Raw genomic sequence first — 19,463 nt, 5'->3', positions numbered from 1 at the left:
GAGCGTGCAGTCTCGCCACGCGGGTCAGTCGCGGGTGAGCTTGCGGTACGTCGCGCGCCCGGGCTTCGCGGCGTCCGCACCGAGGCGCTCGATCTTGTTCTCCTCGTACGCCTCGAAGTTGCCCTCGAACCAGTACCAGTTCGGCGTGCCGTCCTCGTTGAGGCCTTCCCACGCCAGGATGTGGGTCGCGATGCGGTCGAGGAACCACCGGTCGTGGGTGATGACCACGGCGCAACCGGGGTACTCGAGCAGGGCGTTCTCGAGGCTGCCGAGGGTCTCGACGTCCAGGTCGTTCGTCGGTTCGTCGAGGAGCAGCAGGTTGCCGCCCTGCTTGAGCGTCAGCGCGAGGTTCAGACGGTTGCGCTCACCACCGGACAGGATGCCGGCACGCTTCTGCTGGTCCGGGCCCTTGAACCCGAACTGCGAGACGTACGCGCGGGACGGGATCTCGGTCTTGCCGACCTGGATGTAGTCGAGCCCGTCGGACACGACCTCCCACAGGTTCTTGTTCGGGTCGATGCCACCACGGCTCTGGTCGACGTAGGAGATGTCGACCGTGTCGCCGATCTTGAGCGTGCCGCCGTCGAGGGGCTCGAGCCCGACGATCGTCTTGAACAGCGTCGTCTTGCCGACACCGTTCGGGCCGATGACGCCGACGATGCCGTTGCGGGGCAGCGTGAACGACAGGTCACCGATGATGACGCGCTCACCGAACTGCTTGTGCAGCTTCTCGGCGTCGATGACCTGCGAGCCCAGACGCGGACCCACGGGGATCACGATCTCCTCGAAGTCGAGCTTGCGGGTGCGCTCGGCCTCGGTGACCATCTCTTCGTACCGGGCGAGACGGGCCTTCGACTTCGCCTGACGACCCTTGGTGTTGCTGCGGACCCAGTCGAGCTCGGAGGACAGGCGCTTCGCGAGCTTCGCGTCCTTCTTGCCCTGCACCTCGAGGCGCGCGCGCTTCTTCTCGAGGTACGTCGAGTAGTTGCCCTCGTACGGGTAGAGGCGACCACGGTCGACCTCGGCGATCCACTGGGCGACGTGGTCCAGGAAGTACCGGTCGTGGGTCACGGCGAGGACGGCACCGTGGTACTGCTGCAGGTGCTGCTCGAGCCACTGCACGCTCTCGGCGTCCAGGTGGTTGGTGGGCTCGTCGAGCAGGAGCAGGTCGGGCTTCTGGAGCAGGAGCTTGCAGAGTGCGACACGACGCTTCTCACCGCCGGACAGGTGCGTGACGAGCTCGTCCCCCGGGGGGCACTGGAGCGCGGCCATGGCCTGCTCGAGCTGCGAGTCGAGGTCCCACGCGTCGGCAGCGTCGATCTCTTCCTGCAGTGTGCCCATCTCGGCGAGGAGCGCGTCGAAGTCGGCGTCGGGCTCGGCCATCAGCGCGGAGATCTCGTTGAAGCGGGCGAGCTTCGCGTGGATCTCGCCGACGCCTTCCTGGACGTTCTCGAGCACGGTCTTCGTCTCGTCGAGCTCCGGCTCCTGCATGAGGATGCCGACGGTGAAGCCCGGCGTGAGCTTCGCCTCACCGTTCGACGGCTGGTCGAGACCGGCCATGATCTTCAGGATCGTCGACTTGCCCGCACCGTTCGGTCCCACGACGCCGATCTTGGCGCCGGGGAGGAACGACATCGTGACGTCGTCGAGGATCAGCTTGTCGCCGACCGCCTTGCGGGCGCGGACCATCTGGTAGATGTACTCAGCCATATCGGCCCCAAGTGTAGTGACCCCGTCGGTGCGTCGCGCGCCCGGAACGGGATCGCCGCTTCGCGCACCCGGCAGGAAGGGGGTCTGTCGGGATCCCTGGCGACGACGTAGGTTGTCCTCGCCAACCACCTCGGGGCCCGTCGCTCACCACGACGCGGACCGACTCAGGATCACGGACGGGATGACAACCATGACCAGGCACGCCACACGACTGCGCCGACTCGCGCTCCCCTTCGTCGGAGCGATCGCGCTCACCGTCGCCCTCGTCGCTCCGGCTTCGGCCGCCGGAGCCGTCCCGAAGGGCGACCCCTACCTGCTCTACACGGCGAGCATCAGCGCCAGCGGGTCCGGCACGGGGTACTCGTCGTACATCAACGTCCACGACGCCCACAACAACGCCTACTCGTTCGGCATCCAGTCGGACAAGGGGTCCCCCGAGAGCAAGGGCAAGCCGCGCTACATCTGGGAGCGCGTGCAGAACGGCAAATTCACCTACGGCTACCTCGGTCCGGCGACGAACAAGCTTACGCCGATCGGGATGCGCTGGTACAAGAACGACGTCGCGACGATGATCGTGAACCACAAGACGATCGGCACCCTCAAGCTCAACCTGGACGGCCGGCTGTTCTTCAACGCCGAGGCGAACGCCCGCCTGAACGGTGACGTCGTGCACTCGACCGTGCAGAACACGCGCATCACCGTCGGCGACCGCAAGGGCCAGATCGGGCTGAACGGCAAGTGGGACACGAGCTTCTCGTTCCACGGGCTGAAGGCGACGCAGACGAACAAGCCACGGATCCAGGGCGCGAGCTTCAAGATCGACGGCCGGGTCGCCGGGCTGCCGCGCGGTGGGAACTGGGACACCGAGCAGGTGTCCGGCATCGCGATGATCGCGCAGAAGTGGTGACCGTCCGGCGCGTCTGACCGGGTTCACGCCGCGACCCTGGCGAGGGGTCCGTCGTCGTCCGGTGACTCGGGGTCGAACGCGGCGCCGTCCTGTTCGAGCATGCGCTCGGACGGCCCGACCGGGTCGGCGTCGTCGAGTCCGTGGTCGATCCCGGAGTCGTTCCCCTGGTCGGCCCCTGGGTCGACCCCGTCCTCGTCCTCGCCGTCGGCACCGGCCTCGTGCTCGGTGTCGTGCTCGTGCCGCGGGCCGTCGAGCGCAGGAGCAGCGCCCAGGCCGCCGCCGTGCACCTCGCCGGTCCGGGGATCGACGCCCCGCACCCCGCCGTGTCCCGAGGTCGTGTCGTTCACCTGCCGCGGCACCCGGACCCAGTTGCTGATGCCCCACGCCAGGTCGTGCCCGATGCCGTCGGCGTCGATCTCGACCGACGTGCCACCCCGGCCGTCGCGCTCCCAGGTGCGGATCCGGACGCGGCCGGAGACGACGATGCGGTCGCCCTTCTTCAGGGACTTGAACACGTTCGACGCGAGGGAGCGGAACGCGGTGACGGTGTACCAGTTGGTCGCACCGTTGACCCAGGCCGCGCTGGCCCGGTCCCATCGACGTGACGGTGAGGCGAGGCGCAGGCTCGTGATGGCGATGCCGGTCTCGGTGACGAGGTGACGGGGTTCCGTGGCGACGATTCCGCAGACGGTGATGATGTCGTTCATGCGTCGATCGTCATCGATCCCGGGGCTGCGGGAGCAGCCCCGGGATCGATCTGTGGCGTGTGGACCCGACCAGGCGACCTGTGGAGGACGAGTCCCCCGGGCCTCCTGTCCGGCCCTGGACCGCTAGTGCGCTCGGAACTCGGGCCGCGCCGCGAGCGGTCCGAGCGCGGCGTGGACCGCACCCTTCGCCGACTCGAGCGACGGGTAGAGCCCGCCGGTGCGCCCTCGTCCGTAGAGCTCGACCTGGAAGCCGTCCGCGGCACGGTGGATGCTGCCCACCGCACCTGCCGGACCGATCGCGACCCAGGTCCCGGTGTTGTTCGTCATCGTTCGACCACCTCCTCGTGGCCCCGACGCCCGAGGATCAGGACGCCAGGATGTACTGACTGTAGGCCTTGCGGACCTTGTTCACCTTGGGCAGTGCGACTGCGAGGCAGTAGCCCTGACCGGGGTTCTTCGCGAAGAAGTCCTGGTGGTACTCCTCTGCCGGGTAGAACGTCGTGAACGGCTCGATCGTCGTGACGATCCCGCCGTCCCAGATGCCCGATGCGCGCTGGATCGCCTGCTCGAAGAGTGCGCGCTGCGCGTCGTCCGCCGGGAACATCGCCGAGCGGTACCGCGTGCCGACGTCGGCGCCCTGCCGGTTCAGCTGCCGCGGGTCGTGCAACGTGAAGAAGACGTCGAGGATGACCTCGGCCGGGATCACCGTCTCGTCGAAGGTGACCGCGACGGCCTCGGCGTGACCGGTCGAGCCGGTGCACACCAACTCGTACGACGGGTTCTCCACCCGACCGCCGATGTAGCCGGACTGCACGTCCTGCACGCCCTGCAGCGTGCGGTACACGGCATCGAGACACCAGAAACATCCACCTGCGAGCACGAACGTGGTCATGGCGACAACCTACCTCGTCGACATCCGGCGGGGCCGAGCAGGGGACATCCCCTCCACAGCGCGCACCGCCCGTCCCGCCTTCCACGATGCGTCGATAGAGCCCCGGCGTGTCGGTGGTGGCCCGTAGCGTCGAGACCACACCGACCAGGAGGCCACGATGCAGACCACGACCGAACCCGCACTGCGGATCCGCACCGTCCCGCTCTCCCGGTCGCGCGGCGACTACCGCATCCTCGACGTCCGCGACGACCTGAGCCGCGTGACCCGCGCCAACGGCGAGATCGTCGGCTACGTCGACCGCATCGACGTCGCTGGTGACACCGCCTACCGTGCCCGTCGCTACGTCGCCACCGAGCGTCGGTTCGTCGAGCTGCCGAACGTGTGGTCCGCCGATGACGCCGTGGACTGCCTTCGCTGGTCATGATGTTCCAGATTGGAATCATCTCGGATCGGATGCGCGGAACGCCGTTCGTCCTCCCCGGGGCCTGACCGTTTCGTGAGTATGGTGCGCGCATGGACTGGTGGAACGACCTGACCGACTGGACTTCGTCCGACGACGGGTGGCGGGTGATCTCGGGTGCCGTGATCCCCTTCGTCGCCATCGTCGTCGCCGGCGTCATCGCGGCGCTCATCGGACGGGGTGCGACCAAGCGGGTCGTCGCCCTGCAGGAGCGCGAGTCGAAGAACGCCGCCGTCGCGGCGATCATCTCCGCGGCACGCAAGGCCGCTGCTTGGGGTTCGCTCGGGCACGACGAACGCGGCTACGCGGACCACCTGGCAGAGGACGCTGACATCCGGCTCCGGCTGCTCCCCGTGCAGGGTGCGCCCCTCGCCGCCAGCTGGGCGCAGCACGAGATCGCCGACATCAAGAAGAACTCGTCGACCTTCAGCTTCCAGGCCGACCAGTCCCTCGCCGAGTTCCGCGACCGCCTGCTCGAGTGGCAGGCCCGTCCGGGCCGCGCACGCAAGCTCTTCAAGGCCGACCTCGAGCGCTGGAAGTTCGAGTCCCCCGACCCGGACGCCGACCTGATCAAGCGCCAGCAGGACTGGAACGCCGACCAGAACGGCACCGCCCGACCGCAGACCCCGCCCCAGGCAGCAGCCCCGGCGGCTCCCGTCGAGCGCCCCACACCGACGACGACCTCCCTGCGTCCGGCGCAGCGTCCGGGAGGCACGCCCGCCTCCGCGACGTCGGCCCCAGCCAACGCCGGGTCGGCCCCCGCCGGTGGCGTCCCCACTGCCGCAGCCGGGTCGGCGTCCGCTGCCGCCGCAGGACCCGGGTTCTCGGTGAACCGCGGTGGGTCGGACGTCAACGCCACCCGCTCGTACGGCGAGAACACCACCCGCGTCTACGGTGACGACGCCGCGCCGGCCGTGCGCCCGGCACTCGGAACGCCCACGTCACCCGCACGCTCGACCCCGATCCGCGGGACCGACGACACCGAGGTGGTGGACGACGACACCGTCACCAAGGCGTTCGGTGACACCGACCGGGTGACCCCGGCCCGCGGCACCGACCGTCCCGCATCGTCCACCGTCGCGACACCGGCGCCGACCTCGGCCGACGCCCACGTCAACCGGACGCCCGCCAACGACATGCCGACGACCCCGGGCACACCGACGACCCCGGCGTCCGCTCCGGCTCCGAAGGTCGAGACCCCGGGCACGACGAACACGACGTCGATCCCGACCCGCATCAACCAGGCCCCAGCGGAGCCCACCGACGCGAGCGAGACGTCCGAGGCGCCGTACACGCAACCGATCAGCGCCTCCGAACTCCGTCGCCGCGCCGCGGACGACGACGAGTAGCGGGCACGGACACCAAGCACGCAGCACCCAGCACCCCGCACGAACGAGCAACGGGCCGCCATCCGATCGGATGGCGGCCCGTTCGCGTCGTGCCCCCGGCAGGAATCGAACCCGCGGCACGGTGGGTAGAAACCACCTGCTCTATCCACTGAGCTACGGAGGCGAGCGACGTCGATTCTAACCGGGACCCGACGGTCGAGCGGTTCCGGAACGGTTCGGCCGTCGTCTGCCCGCAGTTCGCCTCCGGGACACCCGCGCTTCGTACCGTCCGGGGGATGCACTCCTCTGCCACCGTCCTCGCCGTCGTCCCCGCACGCGCCGGCTCGAAGGGCATCCCGGGCAAGAACCTCCGGACGGTCGGCGGTCGGTCGCTCGTCCGTCGGGCCGTGGAGTCGGCACGCAGCGCAGCACTGATCGACGCCGTGGTGGTCACGACCGACGGTGACGCCATCGCCGCCGAGGCCCGCGCGGCCGGCGCCGACGTGGTCCGACGGCCGGCCGACCTCGCGGGCGACCAGGCGTCGTCGGAGTCCGCGCTGCTCCACGTGCTCGACGAACTCGAGGCCGCTGGCGATGCGCTGCCCGAGGTCCTGGTGTTCCTGCAGGCGACCTCGCCGTTCATCGACCCGGACGACCTCGACACGGCGATCCGGCGCGTCTCGGAGGGGCACGCCGACGTCGTGTTCGCCGCAGCGCCGTCGCACGCGTTCCTGTGGCGGGTCGCCGACGACGGTTCCGCCGTCGCCGTGAACCACGACGCGGCAACTCGCCCACGTCGTCAGGACCGTGCCGCCGAGTACCGCGAGACCGGCGCCTCGTACGTCATGCGGACCGACGGCTTCCGGCAGCACCGGCACCGCTTCCACGGCCGCGTCGAACTCATCGCCGTCGACCCCGCCGGCGCGATCGACATCGACGACGAGACCGACCTGATCACGGCCGAAGCCACGGCCGCAGCCACGGCCGCGACCGAAGACGACGCCACGGCGGACGCCCGCGCAGCCGCCGTTCCGATCCACGCCCCGCACCACGACCCATCCCCGACGCGGGCAGCCCCCGCACTGAACGGAGCACCATGACCGTCACCATCGGCACGTCCACGATCGGCGCGGGCCACCCCGCGTACCTCATCGGCGAGATCGGCCTCAACCACAACGGTGACGTCGACATCGCCAAGCAGCTCATCGACGTCGCCGCCGACGCCGGGCTGCAGGCCGTGAAGTTCCAGAAGCGGACTCCAGCCATCTCCACCCCGGAGCACATGAAGAACACGCCCCGCAGCACCCCGTGGGGCGAGATGACCTACCTGGAGTACCGCTACCGCGTCGAGTTCGACCGCGACCAGTACATCGAGATCGGCGACCACGCGACGCTGCGCGGCCTCGACTGGTTCGCCTCCCCCTGGGACGAGCCGTCCGTGGACTTCCTCGAGGACCTCAACGTCGTCGCGTACAAGATCGCCTCGGCGTCGGTGACCGACCTCGGGATGCTCGCCGCCGTCGCCGCGACCGGCAAGCCCGTCATCCTGTCGACGGGCATGTCGACGCTCGAGCAGATCGACGCCGCCGTCGACACCCTCGGAACCGACCGCCTCGTGCTCATGCACGCCACGTCGACGTACCCGCTCCCCGCCGAGGAGGCGAACCTGCGCATGATCGACACCCTCGCGCACCGGTACTCGGGCGTGCCGGTCGGGTACTCCGGCCACGAGCCGGGGTTGCAGATCTCGATCGCCGCCGTGGCCCTCGGTGCGACCGCGGTCGAACGGCACATCACGCTCGACCGCACGATGTGGGGCTCGGACCACGCGGCCTCGCTCGAGCCGCACGGCCTGAAGACCCTGGCGCGGGACATCCGGATCATCGAGACCGCGCTCGGTGACGGGGTGAAGCGCATCTTCCCGGGCGAGCGGGCGCCGCTCGCCAAGCTGCGCCGCGTCGGCGCGTGAGCGCATGCAGCACCCATCCGACCGCCGGCGAGCGGGCGCCGCTCGCCAAGCTGCGCCGCGTCGGCGCGTGAGCGCATGCAGCACCCATCCGACCGCCGGCGAGCGGGCGCCGCTCGCCAAGCTGCGCCGCGTCGGCGCGTGAGCGGAGACCACGTGAGCAGAGGGCACGTGAGCGGCCCGGTCGACGAGACCCGCGCCCTGGACGTGCCGACTGACGGGGGTGCGTCGTCCGTCGGACGGGAGGCGCGCCTCCCGTCCGGCCCGTCACCCCGCGGCCGACGGGTGGTCGCCCTGGTCGACACGGACTCGTTCGCCAAGTGGGGCGCCCACCTGCTCGCGGCGGCACCAGCAGGCTGGGACCTCGACCTGCGGACCGTCGCGACGCCGCGTTCGGCCAGCGCGAAGCAGCTGCGCTCGGCGTTCCGCGGGCTCGACGCACGACTCGAACACCTGCGGACGGCTCCGCCGACGCCGAAGGACGTCGATGCGGTCGTCGAGGAGCTCCGCGTCGATCCGCCCGACGCCGTCCTCGTGTCCCTGATCGGCCCGGTCGCCGAACTCGTCATCGACGAGGTGCACCGCCGGATCCCGGACCGGCCGGTGCTGGTGTCCGGCCTGCCGGGCATCTCGTTCCCGGCGAAGTGGAAGGGCATCTTCTTCCGCGCGCGTGCCGACCTGTTCGTGCTGCACAGCCACCGCGAGGTGCGGGCGTACGAGGAGATGGCGATCGAGGGCGGTGTCGAGCCGCACTTCGCGCTCGCCACACTGCCCTTCGCCCGGAGCGCGAGCGCGACCACCAGCGCCAGCACGGGCGCGCCCGATGCGACCGGTGTGAACGTCCGTGACGCCGTCGTCTTCGCCGCCCAGCCGAGCGTCCCGCTGGAGCGCGTCGACCGGGCCCTCGTCGTGGAGTGGCTCGTCGCGACCGCACGGCAGCACCCGGAGTGGCGCGTCGTGATCAAGACCCGCGCGGCCGCCGGCGAACACCAGACGCACCGTGAGGAACACCCCTACCCCGACCTCGTGCCGGCCGACGCACCGGCGAACCTCGTGGTCGAGAGCGGGCCGATGGCCGAACACCTCGACCGTGCGGTGGCCCTCGTGACGATCAGCTCGACGGCGGTGCTCGAAGCGGCCGCACGTGGCGTGCCCGCGCTGACGCTGACCGACTTCGGCATCGGCCGCCACCTCATCAACGAGGTGTTCGTGTCGAGCGGCCTCGAGGGCGACTCGGTCGACCTGGTGGACGGCCGGTTCGGAACGGTCCGACCGAGCTGGATGCAGGACAACTACTTCCACCCGGCGTCGGACGACGACTGGCAGCGCCGACTCACGGAGCTCATGGTGCGGCGGGACGCCGGGAAGCTCGTCGACCGGGAACCCGCACGCCGCAGCCGGGGCGGTGTGCTGCGCCGGGCCTGGGAGCGGAAGAACGCCCTGGGCGGAGCGGACCGCTCGGCGCTGGGCTGGCTCGCGCTCGTGATCGGGGCGCCGATCCGGACGACGAAGCGGCTGGCGCGGAAGGCCAGGGCGCTGATCGACCCGCCGGAGCCGGTCGTGGTGGCGGCGCCGACGTCGCAGCGCGCGGCGGGCGGCACGGGCGGCGACCGCGTGGCGGGCGCCGGGTCAGAGGGCCTTGGCGATCGCCAGCAGGAGCTGGTCGCGGGTGGGGACCCCGGGTGAACGGAAGACCTCGGCACCGTCCTCCCGCCGCACGATGATCGTGGGCGTGGAACGGATGCCGAAGTCCTCTGCGTCGTCGGGGTACGACGCCACGTCGCGTTCGGTCACGGCGAGCCCGGGGACGAGCGCCGACGCCTCGGCCGACACCCGGCGGGCGGCGGCGCACGGCGCACAGAAGGCGGACGTCCAGAGGTCGAGCTGCATGTGACCGTGCAACGCGGCGGCGTGGGGTTCTACTCCCGGTCGAACTCGCCGCTGCGGTCGCCGCGGTCGGCCAGGTCGTCCACCGGGTCGGACTCCCCCGGCTCGTAGGTGAACTCGACCGAGGTCTGGTCGAGGACCTGACGGGACTTGGTGGCGCGGTAGGTGAAGGCGGTCTGCAGGCCCTCGACATCGGCGAACACCGTGACCTCGTCGTCCAGCGCGTCGCTCGTCGCGGTGCGGGTGTCGGTCGTGCCGTCGAAGGGTCCGCCGTGGAAGATCGCGGTGTACTCGTCGCCTTCGTGGATGGTGATGTCGCTCATGCGTCCCTTCTACCAGGCGCCCCCTGGCTGCGGTCTGTTGCGCAATGCATAGCATCGCTATATAGTTCAGCTATGGAACCGATGCGCGCGCAGACGATCGAGACGCTCCTCGTCTCCGTCAACCGCCTGATCCGCAGCGCCGCGCAGTCGACGGGCAACACCACGTCGGCCGCGGTCTGGCGCACGCTCGGCATCCTCGAGTCCGACGAGCCGCTCCGGCTCGGTGAGCTGGCGATCGCCTCGCGCGTGGCGCAGCCCACGATGACCCGGCTCGTCACGGGCATGCTCGCCGACGGCCTGGTCACGCGGAGCGTCGACCCCGACGACTCCCGCGGGCAGCTCATCGAGATCACCGACGCGGGCCGCGCCCGGCTCACCGCCTGGCGCGCCACGCTCACCGACACGGTCGGCCCACTGTTCGCCGACCTCACCGACGACGACTGGGACGTGCTGCACCACGCGTCCGTCCTGATCGCCCAGCGCACGACCACCAGAACGGAGACCACCGCGTGAACGCCCACGCACCTGCCGGCCAGTCCGGCTCCATCCTCAAGCAGTCCTCAGCGGTCTGGGCGATCGCCTTCGCCTGCGTCGTCGCCTTCATGGGCATCGGCCTCGTCGACCCGATCCTCCCCGCGATCGCTGGATCGCTCAAGGCGACCCCGGCGCAGACCGAACTGCTCTTCACGAGCTACCTGGCCGTCACCGGCGTCGCGATGTTCTTCACGAGCTGGGTCTCGAGCCGCATCGGTGCGAAGCGCACGCTGCTCATCGGCCTGGCGCTCATCGTCGTGTTCTCGGTCCTCGCCGCGACGTCGAACAGCGTGTGGAGTATCATCGACTTCCGTGCCGGCTGGGGCCTCGGCAACGCGCTCTTCATCTCCACCGCCCTGGCGACCATCGTCGGTGCAGCGTCAGGCGGGACCGCCTCGGCGATCATCCTGTACGAGGCAGCACTCGGCCTCGGCATCGCCGTCGGCCCGCTCGTCGGCGGCCTGCTCGGGTCGGTCAGCTGGCGCGGCCCGTTCTTCGGTGTCACCACGCTGATGGCCGTCGCGTTCATCGCCATCGTGGCGCTGCTCAAGACCGGCAGCCTCGAGAAGCCCACGCCCACGAAGCTCTCGGCGCCGTTCCGTGCTCTCGGCCGTCCCGCGCTCGCCGCACTCGCCGCGACCGCGCTCTTCTACAACATCGGCTTCTTCGTCCTGCTCGCCTACACGCCGTTCCCGCTCGGCTTCGGCGCACTCGGCATCGGCTTCACGTTCTTCGGCTGGGGGCTCGGTCTCGCGATCACCTCCGTCTGGGTCGCCCCGATGCTCACCGCTCGTCTCCGCAGGACGACGGTGCTGAAGATCGCGCTGCCCCTGCTGGCGCTCGACCTCTTCGCCGCGGCCGTCGTCGTGGACTCGCAGGTCGGCCTCATCATCTGCGTCATCGTCGGTGGTCTGGTCCTCGGTGTGCTGAACACCGTGCTCACGGAGTGCGTCATGGAGGCCACGGACCTGCCCCGCTCGGTCGCCTCGAGCGCCTACTCGGCCGTCCGCTTCATCGGCGGCGCCATCGCCCCGCCCGTCGCGACCCTGCTCGCCGACGCGTACGCCCCCTCGGCCGCGTACGTCTTCGCCGGAGCGTCCGTCGCCGTCGCGTTCGTCGTCATCCTCTGCACCACGAAGATCCTGCGCCGCGTGGACGACGGTGCCGAGCCGGAGCGCGTCGAGGCCGAGGCGATCGGCGCCGGCGAGATGTCCTAGCTCCCCCGCGCGCTTCCCCCGCCGCGCCGCGCCGCCTCCACCTCCGCCTCCGCCTCCGCCTCCGCGAGCGGGCGAAACACCCGGGTGCCTCCCGACTCGGCCCGGGCATTTCGCCCGCTCGCCGTGCACGCACTGGGCGCGACCAGCCTGGAGGCGCGGCGCCCGCCCGGCGGACCGCCAGCGGGCCTCCAGGCGGTCACCGTCACCACCCGGCGTGCGTTCGCCTCATCCCGGCCGGCCCGCCCGCTCGCCGAGCGGGCGAAATGCCCGTGTCACCCCGCCGCCGGGCCGCGGCATTCCGCCCGCTCGCGGTGGCGCGGGGCGGCCAGAGCGCGGCTCCCCCCGAGCGTCTCGCCGAGCGGGCGAAATGCCCGTGCCACCCCGCCGCCGGGCCGCGGCATTCCGCCCGCTCGCGGTGCGCGCACTGGACGCGACCAGCCTGGAGGCCCGGTACCCGCCCGGCGGACCGGCACCGGTCCTCCAGGCCGTCACCACCACCGCCGCACGCGCCTCCGGTCCCGCCGCATCCGCGAGCGGGCGAAACACCCGGGTGCCACCCGACGCGACCCGGGCATTTCGCCCGCTCGCGGGTTCGGGGGACGCGACCGCGCACCGGCCGCGCACCGGCCGCACGCCACCCGCGCACGGGGCGCGCGCGGGCCGGGAATAGGATCGTGCACATGGCAACCGCGAATGACCGCCTCGTCTGGATCGACTGCGAGATGACCGGCCTCGACCTCGAGGTCGACGAACTCGTCGAGGTGGCCGTGGTCATCACCGACTTCGACCTCGAGCCCGTGCACCCCGGATTCGACATCGTGATCAAGCCGGACCAGTCCGCGCTCGACAACATGAACGAGTTCGTGACGAACATGCACGTCACGTCGGGACTCATCGACGAGATCCCGAACGGCGTCAGCCTGGCGGACGCCGAGTACCAGGTACTCGAGTACATCCTCGAGCACGTCCCGGCCGAGGGCACCGCTCCCCTGGCCGGCAACACCATCGGCACCGACCGCGCGTTCCTGTCCAAGTACATGCCCCGCGTCGACGGTCACCTGCACTACCGCAGTGTCGACGTGTCGAGCATCAAGGAGCTCTGCCGCCGCTGGTTCCCGCGCGTGTACTTCAACTCGCCGGAGAAGCACGGCGGGCACCGGGCCCTGGCGGACATCCTCGAGTCGATCCGTGAGCTCGAGTACTACCGTCGCGCCGGCTTCGTCGCCGGGCCTGGGCCGACCACGGACGAGGTGCGCGCCGTCCAGGCCGAGGTCGTCGAGAAGTGGGAACCGCGGCTGTCGCAGCCCGCAGCCGAGTGACGACACGGGTGGTCGGCACCGCCCGCAGCATGTACTACTATTGAGTGGTCGCGCCGGTCTGCTGGCGTGTGCATGGTGGATATAGCTCAGTTGGTAGAGCGCCTGGTTGTGGTCTAGGAGGTCGCGGGTTCGAGACCCGTTATTCACCCCAGTGCTGACGAAGGTCAGCAGAAAGCCCCGTCCGATCGGACGGGGCTTTCGTCGTCATGGGTGCTTTCCTGAACATCTGAAATACTTGCTGAGAATATCACGCAATGGATATCCTGTTCGCGTGCACACCCGAACTCTCCGCCCCGACGTCCAGGGGCTCCGCGGCATCGCGGTGGCAGCAGTCGTCCTCGACCACGCCTTCCGCTGGCCGAGCGGTGGGTTCCTCGGCGTCGACGTCTTCTTCGTGCTCTCCGGCTTCGTCATCACGGCCGGATTGCTACGCGAACGTACCCGGACCGGTCGGATCAACCTGCGCGACTTCGCCGTCCGACGGGTACGTCGCCTCGCGCCGGCTTCGATGCTCGTGCTCGTCGCGACCACCGCAGCGGCGTGGGTGCTGCTCCCCGCGACACGCTTCGGGACCGTCGCGACGGACGCCCTCTGGTCCGCAGTCGCGGTGCAGAACTGGCGGCTCGCGTCCGAGGGGACCGACTACTTCGCTGCGACGACCTCGGCGTCGCCGTTCCAGCACTTCTGGTCCCTCGGGGTCGAGGAGCAGTTCTACCTGGTCCTCCCGGTCCTGATGCTGCTCCTGCTCGGGCGCTCGGCCGGCACCGGGCGCAGCGCCGAGGTCGGACGGGCCGGCCTGACGACCATGGTGATCGCCGTGCTGACCATCTGCTCGCTGGTGTGGGCTTTCCTCTCGGTCACCCGCGACCCTGGGGCGGCGTACTTCTCGACGGCGACCCGCGCCTGGGAACTCGGCCTCGGCGTCGTGGTGGCCCTGCTCGTGCGCCGAGGACGCGCACTGCGCCCGTGGCTCGCCGAGACCCTGGTGATCATCGGGACAGCCTCGATCCTCGGGTCGATCGTCATCGGACGCGAGTCGATCGGCGTCCCGGCTCCGCTCGCCGTCGTCCCGACGATCGGCACCGCCCTGGTCCTGATCGCAGGGGCCGGGCCCGGACGCGGTGCGTGGGCCGCCGCTCCGCTTCGGTGGCGACCCCTCGTCGGGCTCGGCGCCATCAGCTACTCCCTGTACCTCTGGCACTGGCCGTTCATCGTCCTGCTGCCCCTGTTCACCTCGCTGCCGATGCCCGCGATCGTGGCGCTGTCCCTGCTGGCCGCGATCGCCAGCTACGCGACGGTCGAGACCGCCTTCCGACACCGCGGACTCGTGTCGACGCTGCGTGAGCACCGTCTGCGGCTCCAGCTCGGCGGACTGACCGTGCTCACCGTGCTGACGCTGATCACCGTGTCCGGCACCGCGGAACGACTGAAGCCGCTCCCCGCGGTGCCTGCCGCGGCGGCCGATGCAGGTCCGGCCGAGGACGACGACGCCTTCCCCGCGCTCCGGGCGCGTGCCGATGCCGTCGCCGCAGGTCTGGCCGCGCGTGCGTGGCCGGACACCCTCACGCCGAGCGCCGACGCCATCAGCGCGGCCGGCTACGCGGACTCGCTCACCACCGCCTCGGACTGGGCGTCGACCATCGGGTGCTCGCGGATCGGCGCGGACTGGCGTGCCGCGGGCTGCACGTGGGGCCCGGAGGCCGAGACCAGTACCGACATCGTGCTCGCCGGCGACTCGACGGGGGCGTTCTCGGCGCCGGGGTGGCGTGCCCTCGCCGATGTCTCCGAGGCCGGCGTCCGGGTCCGCAACGCCGCAGAGATCGGCTGCCCCTTCTCGACGACCGCGCTCCGGTCAGACGCCGCGACGTGCGCCACGCACAACGCCGAGGTGCTCGCCGAACTCGAGCGGACCAGCCCGGACGTCCTCGTCGTCACCAACCGGTTCTGGGACGAGAACGACCCGAGTCTGGAGTCGATCGACGAAGACGCCTACCAGGACGGCGTCCGCGAGATGATCGAGGCAGCCCGCGCCCACGTCGGCCGCGTCGTCGTGGTGCCGGCGACGCCGCCGGGGTACGCCCCCACGAGCTGCACCTCGGGCACCAAGGGGCCTCAGGACTGCCGGACCAGCGACGGCGTCGCCCGCTCGCAGATGCGCTCGCTCACCTCGGCGCTGAAGGGTGTCGAGGGGGCCGAGGTCCTCGACACGACCCCGCTCTGGTGCGTGTACGGGTCTTGCCCGCTGCTCATCGGCGATGTCTTGACACGGTTCGACCCGGTGCACGTCACACCCGAGGCATCGCGAGCGTCCGCACCGGCCCTGCTCGACCTGCTCCGTCAGCAGGAGGTCCTGCCGGGTGTGACACCATCGGACCCGTGATGGAGATGTCCGCCGACGACTTCGAGCAACTCGTGACCGACGAACTCGATCTACTGCCCGACGAGATGGTCGACGGGCTCGACAACGTGGTGTTCGTCGTCGAGGACGAACCGGAGAACGGCGAAGAGCTCTTCGGCGTGTACGACGGCATCGCGGCCACCGAGCGCGGGCAGTACGGCTTCGGCGAGCTGCCCGATCGGATCGTGGTGTTCCGCAAGCAGCACCTGGCCGAGTGCGACACCGTCGACGAGCTCAAGGACGAGGTGCACACGACCCTCGTCCACGAGATCGGGCACTTCTACGGCATCGACGACGAGCGGTTGCACGAGCTCGGCTGGGCGTAGGCAGCGCCCGAGACTCGTCGGGCGTCGGTCGAGACTCGTCGGGCGTCGGTCGAGACTCGTCGGGCGTCGGTCGAGACTCGGGTTGAGCGACACTGCTCGGCGCACGGGACGCGAGAAGTGTCGCGCACCCCGAGTCTCGGCAGCGCCCGCGGCAGCCGCCGCTGCGGGGCTGACGCCGCTGCTCGCCGCGGGGTTCGTGGAGCTCGGTGGGGCTCGCCGTGGATCCGGTGTGGGTACGTCGGGGTGTACGCGGTGCTGACCATCGTGGCGGCGGTCTTCGCGGTGGACCCGGTCGCGCGTGCGCGGGGCCGCGCGGCGGGCAGGGCCGAGTTTCGCGGTGAGCGACAGTTCTCGCGCTCGGGCGTTCGAGAACTGTCGCTCAGCCCGAGACTCGGCGCAGCCAGCCCGAGACTCGGCACAGCCAGCCCGAGACTCGCGGCGACCCGCTACGTCCGCAGCACCACGTCGGCCAGGGACGCCGGGTCCTCGGCGGCGATGAAGTCCTGCTCCTGCGCCGCCCACCGGTCCCACTCGCGCGCGAAGGTGTCGCCGTCGCGGCCGATCGCCCGGTCCCAGCGGACTGCGTCGTCCGCCTCGAGCCACACCGCCAACGAGGCCAGCTCCACCGACGCCCGTGAAACCGCCCCGCAGCCCTCGATCACGATCGGCAGGTCGGGGTCGACCGCGGCCCACTCCGCCGGGCCGTCGGCCACCCAGTCCCACCGGCGGTACCCACTGGGAGGCCCGAGCACGTCGCGGACCACGGCGTCGGCCGCCGCGCGCAGTCCGTCCCACCCCGGGTAGACGTCGTCGAGGTGCACGACCTGCGCCCCCAGCAGCTGCGCGAGCTGGTCACCGAGGGTCGTCTTGCCGGTGCCGGAGCGGCCGTCGACGAGGACCACGAGGCGCCCGCCCGATGCCACCGCAGCACCGGCTGCGGCCGCGGCGACGCCCGCGGCGAGTCCCTCGCCGTCCGCCGGGTCCGCCGGGTTCGCCGGGTCCGCCGACTCACGCACGCCAGGTCCCCGCTGCCACGGCGACCGCGATCGACGCGACACCGATCCCGACGAGCACCGCCACCATCGCCCACTCCGGCCACGCGAACCGTGCGACCCGCGCCCACGTGCGTCGCCCGGGAGCCCCGAACCCGCGCGACTCCATCGCCACCGCCAACGTCGTCGCCCGTCGCAGCGCCAGGACCAGCAGCGCGAACGCCATCGACGCCCCACGCCGCAGCCGTCCGGTGTCGGCCAGCCCCCGAGCGCGCCGCGCCATCGCGAGCTGCCGCCAGTCGTCCACCAGCAACGTCATCATCCGGATGGCCGCGAGGGCCCCGAGCACGAACCGCGCCGGCAGCCGCAGCACCTGCGCGAGCCCGTCGGCCAGGTCGGTGGGGTCGACGCGGACGAACAACGCGACCGCGGGCAGCCCCACGGCGAGCACGCGGAGCGCCGTCGCCAGGGCGAGCATCAGCGACCCGTCGGTGACGTGGGCGAAGCCGAAGTCGAACCACTCCCGTCCGGAAGGTCGTCCGTACAGCGCGATGCTCACCGCCGTGAGCGGCACGGCCACCAGGACCGGTGACACCCGCAGCAGCAGGGTCCGCACCGGCAGCCGCAGGAGTGGCAGCAGCGCGAGCTCGACCGCGAGGGCGACGGCTGCGGACACGACGTCCAGGCTCAGCACGAGGCACACGCCGAGCGCGAGGACGCCGACGAGTGAGGCCACCGGTTGGACGGCGCGGACGCCGCGGTGGTGGTCTGTCGGGTCGGTGGCGGTCGTTGCGTCGGTTCGGCCTGGAGGCGCGGTCCGGCCTGTCGACGTCGGCCCCGTCTCCGGGGTGGTCGCCGTCGCACCCCCCTGGTCGCGGTCCACGCGCCGGGCTCCGTCCGCCCCGAGCACGACCTCGTCGGCGTCGAGCGCCCGGATCAGGTCGCGGTCGTGCGTGACGGCGACGACGGTGGTGCCGGCGTCGGCGAGTGCTCCGAGGTGCCGGACGACGGCGTCCCACGTGGACCGGTCCTGCCCGGAGGTCGGTTCGTCGAGCACGACGACCGGCGGCCGCGCGGCGACGACAGCGGCGATGGCGAGCCGTCGCTGCTCGCCGCCGGAGAGCGTGAACGGGTTGGCGTCGGCGAGGTGGGCGAGGCCGAACTCGCCGAGGAGCGCGTCGGCCCGACCCGCGGCGTCCGCAGCGCCGATCGCGCGGGGGCCCGCCTCGACCTCCTCGCGGACCGAGCCGGCGACGAACTGGTGCTCAGGGTCTTGGAAGACGGTGCCGATGCGGGCGGCGAGTTCGCGGCTCGACCACGTGTGCGGCGCCGGGTCGAGGCCGGCGGCGAGGTCCGTCGTGGCGGCGAACTCCCCCGCGACCGGAGGCAGGAGCCCCGCGAGCGTGAGGCCGAGCGTCGACTTGCCGACCCCGTTCGGCCCCGTGATCGCCAGGACCTGTCCGGCTCGGAGTTCGAGCTCGATCCCGCTGCCCACTCGCTGTCGCTTACCCCGGCCGGTCCCGAGGTCCCGCGCCTCGAGCAGCGCGCCAGCCCCCGTGCCCGCCCCCGCCCCGACGCCCGCGCCCGCCCCCTCGCCGAGCGGGCGAAATGCCACGGTCCCCTCGGCGGCCGACCCGGGCATTTCGCCCGTTCGCGCAGCCGGACGCAGCCGCCCGCGGGCCGCGCCACGCTCTGGCTCGGCGCCGGGCACCCACACCCCGGCCGCGGTGAGCGCGGCGCCGTGGCGGGCGAGCACCTCGGCAGGCGTGCCGTCCGCGACGACCCCGCCGCCGGGCTCGAGCAGCACGAGCCGGTCGACCAGGTCGAGCCAGGTGCCGATCCGGTGCTCCACCACGAGCAGGGTCGCCCCCGTCTCGTCGAGCAGCGCGCGGACGGCGTCGTGCACCTGGACCACGCCGGCCGGGTCGAGGTTCGCACAGGGTTCGTCGAGCACGAGGGCTCCCGGCCGCATCGCGAGCACCCCGGCGAGCGCCAGTCGTTGCCGCTGGCCGCCGGAGAGCATCGCGGTCGAACGGTCGAGGGGCAGGTCGAGCCCGACGACCGTGAGCGCCGACCGCACCCGTGCCCAGGTCTCGTCGCGCGGGACGGCGAGATTCTCGCACCCGAAGGCCACGTCGTCGCCGATCCGCGACATCACGGTGTGCGCCTCGGGGTCCTGCATGACGAGTCCGACACGCCCGCGGACCGCGCGGGGGTCGGCACCGTCGACCAGGACCGAGCCCTGCACGGAAGCAGCGGTGTCGTCGGTGGGGTCGGGTTCGTCGGGCAGCACGGCGGCGACCGCCCGGAGCAGCGTCGACTTGCCGGAGCCGGACGGCCCGACGACCGCGACCCGCTCCCCCGGCTCGACGGTCAGGTCGACGCCACGGACGGCCCACTCGGCGCGTTCGGGGTAGCGCCACCCCCAGTCGCGGAACGCGATGCGCGCGGCGCGCACGCCGACGACGTCCGGGGACGTCGACGACGGAGCCGACAC

General features: G+C 71.5%; 19 protein-coding genes and 2 tRNA genes. 12 read left to right on the top strand and 9 right to left on the bottom strand.

Features of this window, described 5'->3' with window-relative positions; all coding sequences use genetic code 11:
* Positions 1 to 24 precede the first annotated feature (24 nt).
* Positions 25 to 1,710 (bottom strand): energy-dependent translational throttle protein EttA, encoded by a 1,686-nt coding sequence (ettA, locus tag DEJ14_RS05525; RefSeq protein WP_111086790.1) that lies wholly within the window; start codon positions 1,708 to 1,710, stop codon positions 25 to 27.
* 190 nt (positions 1,711 to 1,900) lie between these two features.
* Between ettA and DEJ14_RS05520 the strand changes: the two genes are divergently transcribed.
* Positions 1,901 to 2,617, top strand: coding sequence for a hypothetical protein (locus DEJ14_RS05520; RefSeq protein WP_111086791.1), 717 nt, complete (start codon positions 1,901 to 1,903; stop codon positions 2,615 to 2,617).
* Between the two features lie 23 nt (positions 2,618 to 2,640).
* On the opposite strand, the gene DEJ14_RS05515 is transcribed toward DEJ14_RS05520, so the two are convergent.
* From DEJ14_RS05515 to msrA, 3 genes are all read right to left on the bottom strand, one after another.
* Positions 2,641 to 3,324, bottom strand: a complete 684-nt coding sequence (locus tag DEJ14_RS05515) for a single-stranded DNA-binding protein (RefSeq protein WP_111086792.1) — start codon at positions 3,322 to 3,324, stop codon at positions 2,641 to 2,643.
* Positions 3,325 to 3,447: 123 nt separating this feature from the next.
* Positions 3,448 to 3,651: a methyltransferase gene (locus DEJ14_RS05510; RefSeq protein WP_111086793.1), complete on the bottom strand. Its 204-nt coding sequence runs from the start codon at positions 3,649 to 3,651 to the stop codon at positions 3,448 to 3,450.
* A 37-nt stretch (positions 3,652 to 3,688) separates the two neighbouring features.
* Positions 3,689 to 4,216, bottom strand: coding sequence for a peptide-methionine (S)-S-oxide reductase MsrA (gene msrA, locus DEJ14_RS05505; protein ID WP_111086794.1), 528 nt, complete (start codon positions 4,214 to 4,216; stop codon positions 3,689 to 3,691).
* A gap of 157 nt (positions 4,217 to 4,373) precedes the next feature.
* Between msrA and DEJ14_RS05500 the strand changes: the two genes are divergently transcribed.
* Positions 4,374 to 4,640 carry a hypothetical protein gene (locus DEJ14_RS05500; RefSeq protein WP_111086795.1) on the top strand — a complete coding sequence of 89 codons (267 nt, stop codon included), beginning with the start codon at positions 4,374 to 4,376 and terminating at the stop codon, positions 4,638 to 4,640.
* An 89-nt stretch (positions 4,641 to 4,729) separates the two neighbouring features.
* On the top strand, positions 4,730 to 6,025 hold the full coding sequence (locus DEJ14_RS05495; RefSeq protein ID WP_284180392.1) for a hypothetical protein: 1,296 nt from the start codon (positions 4,730 to 4,732) through the stop codon (positions 6,023 to 6,025).
* A gap of 90 nt (positions 6,026 to 6,115) precedes the next feature.
* Here DEJ14_RS05495 and DEJ14_RS05490 read toward each other — a convergent pair.
* Positions 6,116 to 6,188 (bottom strand) — tRNA-Arg (locus DEJ14_RS05490).
* Positions 6,189 to 6,300: 112 nt separating this feature from the next.
* Here DEJ14_RS05490 and DEJ14_RS05485 point away from each other — a divergent pair.
* The 3 genes from DEJ14_RS05485 to DEJ14_RS05475 all read left to right on the top strand — a co-directional run bounded on the left by DEJ14_RS05485 (position 6,301) and on the right by DEJ14_RS05475 (position 9,656).
* Positions 6,301 to 7,104 carry an acylneuraminate cytidylyltransferase family protein gene (locus tag DEJ14_RS05485; protein WP_111086797.1) on the top strand — a complete coding sequence of 268 codons (804 nt, stop codon included), beginning with the start codon at positions 6,301 to 6,303 and terminating at the stop codon, positions 7,102 to 7,104.
* Complete coding sequence (locus DEJ14_RS05480) at positions 7,101 to 7,973, top strand: N-acetylneuraminate synthase family protein (RefSeq protein ID WP_111086798.1); 873 nt, start codon at positions 7,101 to 7,103, stop codon at positions 7,971 to 7,973. Before DEJ14_RS05485 ends, DEJ14_RS05480 begins: the two co-directional genes overlap by 4 nt.
* Before the next feature lie 153 nt (positions 7,974 to 8,126).
* Positions 8,127 to 9,656 (top strand): DUF6716 putative glycosyltransferase, encoded by a 1,530-nt coding sequence (locus tag DEJ14_RS05475; protein WP_181437657.1) that lies wholly within the window; start codon positions 8,127 to 8,129, stop codon positions 9,654 to 9,656.
* Here the strand turns inward: DEJ14_RS05475 and DEJ14_RS05470 are convergent.
* Positions 9,600 to 9,860, bottom strand: a complete 261-nt coding sequence (locus DEJ14_RS05470) for a thioredoxin family protein (RefSeq protein WP_111086800.1) — start codon at positions 9,858 to 9,860, stop codon at positions 9,600 to 9,602. The genes DEJ14_RS05475 and DEJ14_RS05470 overlap by 57 nt on opposite strands.
* A gap of 29 nt (positions 9,861 to 9,889) precedes the next feature.
* Positions 9,890 to 10,180, bottom strand: a complete 291-nt coding sequence (locus DEJ14_RS05465) for an oligoribonuclease (RefSeq protein WP_111086801.1) — start codon at positions 10,178 to 10,180, stop codon at positions 9,890 to 9,892.
* Between the two features lie 72 nt (positions 10,181 to 10,252).
* Between DEJ14_RS05465 and DEJ14_RS05460 the strand changes: the two genes are divergently transcribed.
* The 6 genes from DEJ14_RS05460 (at position 10,253) to DEJ14_RS05435 (ending at position 15,974) form a co-directional block, all read left to right on the top strand.
* A complete protein-coding gene (locus DEJ14_RS05460; RefSeq protein WP_111086802.1) occupies positions 10,253 to 10,693 on the top strand; it encodes a MarR family winged helix-turn-helix transcriptional regulator in 441 nt (146 codons plus the stop codon).
* Complete coding sequence (locus DEJ14_RS05455; protein ID WP_111086803.1) at positions 10,690 to 11,931, top strand: MFS transporter; 1,242 nt, start codon at positions 10,690 to 10,692, stop codon at positions 11,929 to 11,931. The genes DEJ14_RS05460 and DEJ14_RS05455 overlap by 4 nt, the downstream gene beginning before the upstream one ends.
* Before the next feature lie 680 nt (positions 11,932 to 12,611).
* Positions 12,612 to 13,250, top strand: coding sequence for an oligoribonuclease (gene orn, locus DEJ14_RS05450; protein ID WP_111086804.1), 639 nt, complete (start codon positions 12,612 to 12,614; stop codon positions 13,248 to 13,250).
* A gap of 75 nt (positions 13,251 to 13,325) precedes the next feature.
* Positions 13,326 to 13,401 (top strand) — tRNA-His (locus DEJ14_RS05445).
* A 120-nt stretch (positions 13,402 to 13,521) separates the two neighbouring features.
* On the top strand, positions 13,522 to 15,630 hold the full coding sequence (locus DEJ14_RS05440) for an acyltransferase family protein (protein WP_181437658.1): 2,109 nt from the start codon (positions 13,522 to 13,524) through the stop codon (positions 15,628 to 15,630).
* Positions 15,630 to 15,974, top strand: coding sequence for a metallopeptidase family protein (locus tag DEJ14_RS05435; RefSeq protein WP_111086806.1), 345 nt, complete (start codon positions 15,630 to 15,632; stop codon positions 15,972 to 15,974). Before DEJ14_RS05440 ends, DEJ14_RS05435 begins: the two co-directional genes overlap by 1 nt.
* A gap of 446 nt (positions 15,975 to 16,420) precedes the next feature.
* Here the strand turns inward: DEJ14_RS05435 and DEJ14_RS05430 are convergent, their stop codons facing one another.
* Both DEJ14_RS05430 and DEJ14_RS05425 read right to left on the bottom strand, forming a co-directional pair.
* On the bottom strand, positions 16,421 to 16,990 hold the full coding sequence (locus tag DEJ14_RS05430; protein WP_258373392.1) for a nucleoside/nucleotide kinase family protein: 570 nt from the start codon (positions 16,988 to 16,990) through the stop codon (positions 16,421 to 16,423).
* Complete coding sequence (locus DEJ14_RS05425; RefSeq protein WP_284180391.1) at positions 16,983 to 19,463, bottom strand: ATP-binding cassette domain-containing protein; 2,481 nt, start codon at positions 19,461 to 19,463, stop codon at positions 16,983 to 16,985. Before DEJ14_RS05425 ends, DEJ14_RS05430 begins: the two co-directional genes overlap by 8 nt.

The organism is Curtobacterium sp. MCJR17_020, from assembly GCF_003234365.2.
Lineage (GTDB): Bacteria > Actinomycetota > Actinomycetes > Actinomycetales > Microbacteriaceae > Curtobacterium.
This window is presented reverse-complemented; position numbering and strand designations above follow the sequence as displayed.

Bases quoted from the DNA above. Each gene is read 5' to 3' on its own strand.
- ettA (WP_111086790.1), bottom strand. From the start codon at position 1,710: ATGGCTGAGTACATCTACCAGATGGTCCGCGCCCGCAAGGCGGTCGGC.
- DEJ14_RS05520 (WP_111086791.1), top strand. From the start codon at position 1,901: ATGACCAGGCACGCCACACGACTGCGCCGACTCGCGCTCCCCTTCGTC.
- DEJ14_RS05515 (WP_111086792.1), bottom strand. From the start codon at position 3,324: ATGAACGACATCATCACCGTCTGCGGAATCGTCGCCACGGAACCCCGT.
- DEJ14_RS05510 (WP_111086793.1), bottom strand. From the start codon at position 3,651: ATGACGAACAACACCGGGACCTGGGTCGCGATCGGTCCGGCAGGTGCG.
- msrA (WP_111086794.1), bottom strand. From the start codon at position 4,216: ATGACCACGTTCGTGCTCGCAGGTGGATGTTTCTGGTGTCTCGATGCC.
- DEJ14_RS05500 (WP_111086795.1), top strand. From the start codon at position 4,374: ATGCAGACCACGACCGAACCCGCACTGCGGATCCGCACCGTCCCGCTC.
- DEJ14_RS05495 (WP_284180392.1), top strand. From the start codon at position 4,730: ATGGACTGGTGGAACGACCTGACCGACTGGACTTCGTCCGACGACGGG.
- DEJ14_RS05485 (WP_111086797.1), top strand. From the start codon at position 6,301: ATGCACTCCTCTGCCACCGTCCTCGCCGTCGTCCCCGCACGCGCCGGC.
- DEJ14_RS05480 (WP_111086798.1), top strand. From the start codon at position 7,101: ATGACCGTCACCATCGGCACGTCCACGATCGGCGCGGGCCACCCCGCG.
- DEJ14_RS05470 (WP_111086800.1), bottom strand. From the start codon at position 9,860: ATGCAGCTCGACCTCTGGACGTCCGCCTTCTGTGCGCCGTGCGCCGCC.
- DEJ14_RS05465 (WP_111086801.1), bottom strand. From the start codon at position 10,180: ATGAGCGACATCACCATCCACGAAGGCGACGAGTACACCGCGATCTTC.
- DEJ14_RS05460 (WP_111086802.1), top strand. From the start codon at position 10,253: ATGGAACCGATGCGCGCGCAGACGATCGAGACGCTCCTCGTCTCCGTC.
- orn (WP_111086804.1), top strand. From the start codon at position 12,612: ATGGCAACCGCGAATGACCGCCTCGTCTGGATCGACTGCGAGATGACC.
- DEJ14_RS05435 (WP_111086806.1), top strand. From the start codon at position 15,630: ATGGAGATGTCCGCCGACGACTTCGAGCAACTCGTGACCGACGAACTC.